Source organism: Rhizobium sp. BK591 (assembly GCF_014195045.1).
GTDB classification, from domain to species: Bacteria; Pseudomonadota; Alphaproteobacteria; order Rhizobiales; family Rhizobiaceae; genus Rhizobium; species Rhizobium anhuiense.
On sequence record NZ_JACIAZ010000005.1, the window covers coordinates 528846 to 535176 of the forward strand.

The window sequence follows — 6331 nt, forward strand, 5'->3', positions numbered from 1 at the left end:
AAGCGCATGGTTTTTTTGCAACAACACGCCAGCCCCTGCGGTGGTTATCCATGACGATTTTGAGTGTTTACAATAACAATCCGTTAATCGATGGCCGGCAATCGGACAGGGCCATGATGGTGCGGCGGGGAACGCAGATATTGCTGCATGAAATGCGCCATGCCGTGCTGCCCGAACTGCCGCTCGCCAGCGGCCGCCGCGCCGATCTGATCACGCTTTCGGAGAAGGGCGAGGTCTGGATCATCGAAATCAAGACATCGATTGAGGATTTCCGGGTGGATCGCAAATGGCCGGAATACAGGCTGCATTGCGACCGCCTGTTCTTTGCGACTCACCAGGATGTGCCGCTAGACATATTTCCCGAGGAATGCGGTCTGTTCCTGTCGGATGGTTATGGCGCCCATATGATTCGCGAGGCGCCGGAACACCGCATGGCGCCGGCCACGCGCAAATCCGTCACGCTCAATTTCTCGCGTGCCGCCGCCCAAAGGCTGATGATGGCCGAATGGGCGAACGGAAAACCGTTCACCGTGGACGATGTCTGATGCTGCGCCTGCTTATTTTGGCGCGCGCTTGGCAAGGATGCGCTGCAGTGTGCGCCGGTGCATGTTGAGCCGGCGCGCCGTTTCGGAAACATTGCGCTCGCACATTTCATAGACCCGCTGGATGTGCTCCCAGCGCACCCGGTCGGCCGACATCGGATTCTCGGGAAGTTCCGCCTTTTCGCCCGGCCGCTGCGTCAGCGCCGAAAACACGTCGTCGGCATCCGCAGGCTTTGCCAGATAATCGACGGCGCCGAGCTTCACGGCCGTGACCGCCGTTGCGATATTGCCGTAGCCGGTCAGCACGATGATCCTGGTGTCGTCACGCCGCTGGCGGATCGCCTCGATGACGTCGAGCCCATTGCCATCGCCGAGCCGCAGGTCGACCACCGCATATTTCGGCGGCCTGCCTCTCGATTTGGCAACACCCTCCGCCACTGATTCGGCCGTCTCCACCTGGAAGCCGCGCGTCTCCATCGCCCGTGCCAGGCGGCGCAGGAACGGCCCGTCGTCGTCGACGATCAGCAGGCTGGCGTCGGGACCGATATGATCCTCATCTGACGCGGCGAAATTGTCATGGTTCTGTTCTGTCATCGTTTCGGTCCCGGCGGTTGAACGCCCGATCTGCGTCAGCCGCTCTATCCTGTTTATGCCGACAAAGTCATTTTGTCGAATTTGCGTCGATCAGCATACGTGGCCATTCGATTCGGATACGCGCGCCCGCACTTTCCGGATCGCGGTTCTCGAAAATCAGCGACGCGCCCGAGCGCTCCAGCAGCGTCTTGGCAATGAAAAGCCCGAGCCCCAGGCCGCCGGCCGTATCCTCTTTCTGCCGCTTGGTCACATAGGGCTCGCCGATCCGCGTCAGAATATCGGGCGCATAACCGTTCCCATCGTCTTCAATGACGATCAGCACTTTGTCGTGATTGTGCTCGATGGTGACGGTCACTTTCTCGCGGGCATAATCGACGGCGTTTTCGATCAGGTTGCCGAGCCCGTACATGATGCCGGCATTGCGGTCGGTCACCGGCTCGCCCTTGCGTGGGCTCTTTTCGATGAGTTCCAATCTGATGCCGAATTCCCGGTGCGGCGCGACGATCTCCTCGATCATCGAGGAAAGCGGCAGGCGGCGCATATGCGCTTCGCCCTCGGAGGAAAGTGTGGTCAGCCGCCGCAGGATATCGCGGCAGCGTTCGCTCTGGCTGCGCAGCAGCATCACGTCCTCGCGGAAACGATCGTCGTCCTTGAGTTCCCGCTCCATTTCCTTGGCGACGACGCTGATCGTCGCCAGCGGCGTGCCGAGCTCATGGGCGGCGGCGGCCGCCAGCCCATCGAGTTGCGAAAGGTGCTTTTCTCGCTGCAGCACCAGTTCGGTCGCAGCCAGCGCATCGGCAAGCTGGCTCGCTTCCATCGAGACCCGATAGGCATAGAAGGCGGCGAATGCCATTGTCGAGGCGATCGAGCACCAGACGCCGAACTGCATGACATTGTGCACGTTGATCTCGACCCCGTCGAACCAGGGCAGCGGAAAGGGCGAAAAGGCAAGCACCGTGATGCAGACCATCGCAAAGCCGATCAGCGCGGTGCTGTAGCGGATCGGCTGCGAGGCAAAGGAGATGATGACGGGCACGCAGACGAGCGCGGCGAAGGGATTGGCCAGGCCGCCGGTGATGAAGAGCAGCGCGCAGAGCTGCAATAGGTCGAAGCCGAGCAGAGCGAAGGCGGCCGGCGCTTCCAGTCGGTGGGTCGGCGGATAACGGATCGTCAGGTAGAAATTCACCCAGGCAAGGGCAGCGATCAGCGAAGAGCTGGCAATCAGCGGCAAGGGAAATTTCAGCCAGAAGGCAACGATGAACACCGTCAGCGCCTGTCCGCCGACGGCAAGCCAGCGCAGCCGCACCAGCGTCTGCAGGCGCAGCCTGCGGCTATTATGCCGGTCTTCCAGCGTATAGCCTTCCGTCTTGTCGATCATGCCAGGCTTGTCGATCATGCCGCGGGCTCCTTGAATGGGCCTCATGTACCACGCGGTTTTGCCCGTGTCGTCGGCAACGCATCTTCCGGCCGCTCCGGCCAGGGATGACGGGGATAGCGGCCGCGCATATCCGCACGCACATCCTTCCACGAGCCGGCCCAGAAGCCCGGCAGGTCGCGCGTGGTCTGGATCGGCCGGTGCGCCGGCGACGTGAGTTCGAGCAGCAGCGGCAGGCGGCCGCCGGCAATGGCCGGGTGCTGCTTCAGCCCGAACAGCTCCTGCACGCGGATCGTCAGCACCGGCTCCTCGCCCTCATATTGGATCGGATGCCTTTGGCCGGTCGGCGCTTCGAAATGGGTCGGAGCCAGCCGGCTGAGGTCGCGTTGCAATTCATGCGGTACCAGGGACATCAGGCCGTTCGAAAGCCCGGCTGCGGAAATCTCGGAAAGGCCGCGGGCCTCCATTTGGAAGGGTGCGAACCAGTCGTCCAGCCGGGAAAGCAGGGCGTCATCGCTGACATCGGGCCAAGGTTCGCCGATTGTCCTGTGGAGGAAGCCGATCCGCTCGCGAAGCTGAATGGCTTCCTTCGAGAAGGCAAGTTGATCGAGCCCCAGCTCGCGCACCCCATCCACCAGCGCCTGGGTGACGGCTGCACCGGAGGGGCGCGGCAAGGGCGTCTCGTCGAAGATAATCGCGCCGAGCCGGGTTGCTCGCCGCGCCCGTATTTGCCGGCTTTGCCGATCGAAGAATATTTGATCGCCGGATTTGATCTCGCCGGGCAACTCGGCTTCGATGTCGCCGCGTGTCACTTCGGCTGCCGCCAGAACCCGCGCCTGCGCCGCTCGTCCGGTGAGATCGGCAATCACCAGCATCTGGCTGCCCGCCAGCCTCTCGGTTTCCGGCAGCTCCGCTCCGCGCCCGTTCGCCATCACGAATCGGCCGCGTCCGCCGCGCTGAAGTGCGATTCGGTCCGGGAATGCGTGCAACAAAAGCTGGCCCGCAAGCGCCGGCGCCGTTGCCGCACCGCTGTCGAGGCCGCTCGCCAGCCGTCCCGCCAGCCGGCGCGAGGCCTCTGCTCTCTCGCCACGCTCAGCCTTGAAGCGCCGCAGCCGTTCCTCGATATCGACGCTCGTTCCGCCAAGCCCCTGTTCGGTGAGAAGCACGGCGATCATCGCCGCATCCCGGGCATATCCGGCTTCCCCCGCCGAGACGACCATGGCGGCAAGCCGCGGTGGCAGTGCCAGATCGCGCATCACCTTGCCGCGCGCCGTCAGCGCTCCGTCCTTGTCGAGCGCGCCGAGCTGGCCGAGCAGAACCCGCGCTTCCCTCAGCGTCGTTTCCGGCGGCTGATCGACGAAGGCAAGGGATGCCGGATCTTGAACGCCCCAATGCGCGAGGTCGAGCACCAGCCCCGAGAGATCGCTGGAAAGGATCTGCGGCGGTGTGAAGGCCGGCAGTGCCGCCGTCTGTCCCTGGTGCCACAGCCTGACGGCGATACCCGGTTCCGTTCGTCCGGCACGACCCGCCCGCTGATCGGCGGAAGCCCGCGATACGCGCACCGTCTCCAGCCGCGTGATCCCGGTCGACGCCTCGAACACCGGCAGACGCTGCAGCCCGCTGTCGATAACGATCCTGACGCCGTCGATGGTGATCGAGGTTTCGGCGATCGATGTCGCAAGCACGATCTTACGCGTCCCCTGGGATGCCGGTCGAATAGCCGCATCCTGCTCCTTCTGGCTGAGATTGCCGTAAAGCGGCGCAATCAGCGTTTCGGCTCCGAATCGTCCCTGCAGGCGTTCCACCGTCCGCGTGATTTCCGCCTGGCCGGGCAGGAAGGCGAGGATCGATCCGGCCTCGTTGGCATGCGCATCGAGTATCGCCCGAGTGACGGCATCCTCGACGCGTTCGCCGCCCGGCCGATCCTGGTAGCGGATATCGATCGGAAAGCTGCGCCCCAGGCTTTCGATGACGGGCGGATGGTCGAGCAGGGCGGCCACACGTTCGACATCGAGGGTCGCCGACATGACGAGGATGCGCAGATCCTCACGCAGCGCCGATTGGACGTCGAGCGCCAGAGCGAGTCCGAAGTCTGCATCCAGCGAACGCTCATGGAATTCGTCGAAGATCACCGTCGAGACACCGGTCAGTTCCGGGTCGTCGAGGATCATCCGGGCGAAAACCCCTTCGGTCACCACCTCGATCCGTGTCGCTGCCGATATCCTGTTGTCGAGGCGCATGCGGTAGCCGACCGTCCCGCCGACCTGTTCGCCGATCAGCGATGCCATCCGGCTTGCCGCTGCCCGCGCCGCCAGACGTCGCGGCTCCAGCAGGATGATTTTGCCGTCACCGCGCCAGGCCTGGTCGAGCAGGTAAAGCGGCACCAGCGTCGTCTTGCCGGCGCCCGGTGGTGCGGAAAGAACGGCGCGTCTCCGCTCGGCCAAGGCGGTACCGACGGCCGGCAGGATATGTGAAACCGGAAGGTCCGGCAATGATGCACTGATTGTCACTTACGGCCCGTCACGGTCTCATAGGCAAGAATCGCCCCGGCGAGATCTTCCAAAGCTGCGCCGACCGACTTGAACAGCGTGATCTCAGCGTCGTGGCTTCGTCCGCCATGGGCGCCGCTGACGAGTTCCGCAAGCTCGGCCTTGATGTTGCCTTCCTTCAGCACACCGCTTTTCAGCGGCTGGACGATGTCGCCCGCCTCGCTGATGGCACCGGCGCGGGTATCGACATAGACTGAAGCACGGCGGATGGCCTCGTCGTCGCTTTCGCGCATGTTCGGTTTGAAGGCGCCGACGAGATCGAGATGGGCGCCGGGCTTCAGCCATTCGCCTGATATCAGCGGCTCGCTGGAAAGCGTGGCGCAGGAAATGATATCGGCCGTCCGCGCCGCGGTTTGCGCATCCGCGACCGCCTCGGCATCGAGGCCGAGCGCTCGTGCTTCGGCGGCGATCTTTTCCGCCGCTTGGCCGTTGCGGCCCCAGACCCGATAGCGCTTGATCGGTCGGGTCGTGCCGTGCGCAAACATCAGGTTGAGCGACAGACGGCCGGTTCCGCAGACCAGCATCTCCTCCGCGTCGGGACGGGAGAGATGACGGGCCGCCAGAGCCGATGCCGCCGCCGTCCGCCGCGCGGTCAGTTCGCCGCCGTCGATTGCGGCAAGCATCTCGCCGGTAGCGCCGGAGGAAAGAAGATAGGTTCCGAAGATCGCCGGCAGGCCCCGCCGCACATTGCCTGGGAAGACCGAGACCGTCTTCACCCCGGCATAGCGCCCGGGAACCCAGGCCGGCATGAGGAGCAGCGTCGCGCTCTCCTCATTCGGCACATCCATTTCATGGTGATGGCGCACCGGCATCACGCATTCGCTCTGGAACATCCGGGCGATCGCCTCGATCAGCTCCGGCCAGGGCAGGGCCGCGCGCGTTTGTTCTTCATCGAGGACAAGCATTCTTCACTCCGCCGTATCGTTCTTCATCGCCAACCTAGCGAGTGAGGCGCGTCATAGGCAAGCACCCTGGAATTCCGCGTCGGGCACCCCATATATGGCTTGTCTCCCCGGCCGAAGCCTTTCTTTCAGGATTCGGCAAAACGAATCTCAAAAACCACCCAATCGGGCGGGAGATTTGCTTGTTTTTGAAGGCTACCCCTAAAAGCCCTTCATTTTCAACCTGTTACAAAAATGTCAAAAAACTTTGGCTAGGTGTGTTGACTTGGAAAAGGGGTTAGTTCTATAAGCCCCCTCACTGAACGAGGGCGGCGGCGCTGCTGGCGACGAAGTCTTTCGTTCTAAAGAACCTCAAGCGGATTGGCGGAT

Annotated in this window: 5 protein-coding genes; 1 reads left to right on the forward strand and 4 read right to left on the reverse strand. The window is 63.4% G+C overall.

Going from position 1 to position 6331, the window contains the following annotated elements; translation table 11 throughout:
• Positions 1–50 precede the first annotated feature (50 nt).
• On the forward strand, positions 51–545 hold the full coding sequence (locus FHX10_RS24460; protein ID WP_010029986.1) for an MmcB family DNA repair protein: 495 nt from the start codon (positions 51–53) through the stop codon (positions 543–545).
• Between the two features lie 12 nt (positions 546–557).
• Here FHX10_RS24460 and FHX10_RS24465 read toward each other — a convergent pair whose 3' ends face one another.
• The 4 genes from FHX10_RS24465 to FHX10_RS24480 form a co-directional block, all read right to left on the reverse strand.
• Positions 558–1136 carry an ActR/PrrA/RegA family redox response regulator transcription factor gene (locus FHX10_RS24465; RefSeq protein WP_011649881.1) on the reverse strand — a complete coding sequence of 193 codons (579 nt, stop codon included), beginning with the start codon at positions 1134–1136 and terminating at the stop codon, positions 558–560.
• 67 nt (positions 1137–1203) lie between these two features.
• Positions 1204–2532 carry an ActS/PrrB/RegB family redox-sensitive histidine kinase gene (locus FHX10_RS24470; protein WP_029733129.1) on the reverse strand — a complete coding sequence of 443 codons (1329 nt, stop codon included), beginning with the start codon at positions 2530–2532 and terminating at the stop codon, positions 1204–1206.
• A 23-nt stretch (positions 2533–2555) separates the two neighbouring features.
• Positions 2556–5021 (reverse strand): ATP-dependent helicase HrpB, encoded by a 2466-nt coding sequence (gene hrpB / locus FHX10_RS24475; protein WP_029733127.1) that lies wholly within the window; start codon positions 5019–5021, stop codon positions 2556–2558.
• Positions 5018–5965, reverse strand: a complete 948-nt coding sequence (locus tag FHX10_RS24480; protein ID WP_029733126.1) for an ornithine cyclodeaminase family protein — start codon at positions 5963–5965, stop codon at positions 5018–5020. The genes hrpB and FHX10_RS24480 overlap by 4 nt, the downstream gene beginning before the upstream one ends.
• Positions 5966–6331: the final 366 nt, after the last annotated feature.

What these genes read in the sequence shown, in the direction of transcription:
- FHX10_RS24460 (WP_010029986.1), top strand. Translation starts at nt 51, where the DNA reads ATGACGATTTTGAGTGTTTACAATAACAATCCGTTAATCGATGGCCGG.
- FHX10_RS24465 (WP_011649881.1), bottom strand. Translation starts at nt 1,136, where the DNA reads ATGACAGAACAGAACCATGACAATTTCGCCGCGTCAGATGAGGATCAT.
- FHX10_RS24470 (WP_029733129.1), bottom strand. Translation starts at nt 2,532, where the DNA reads ATGATCGACAAGCCTGGCATGATCGACAAGACGGAAGGCTATACGCTG.
- FHX10_RS24480 (WP_029733126.1), bottom strand. Translation starts at nt 5,965, where the DNA reads ATGCTTGTCCTCGATGAAGAACAAACGCGCGCGGCCCTGCCCTGGCCG.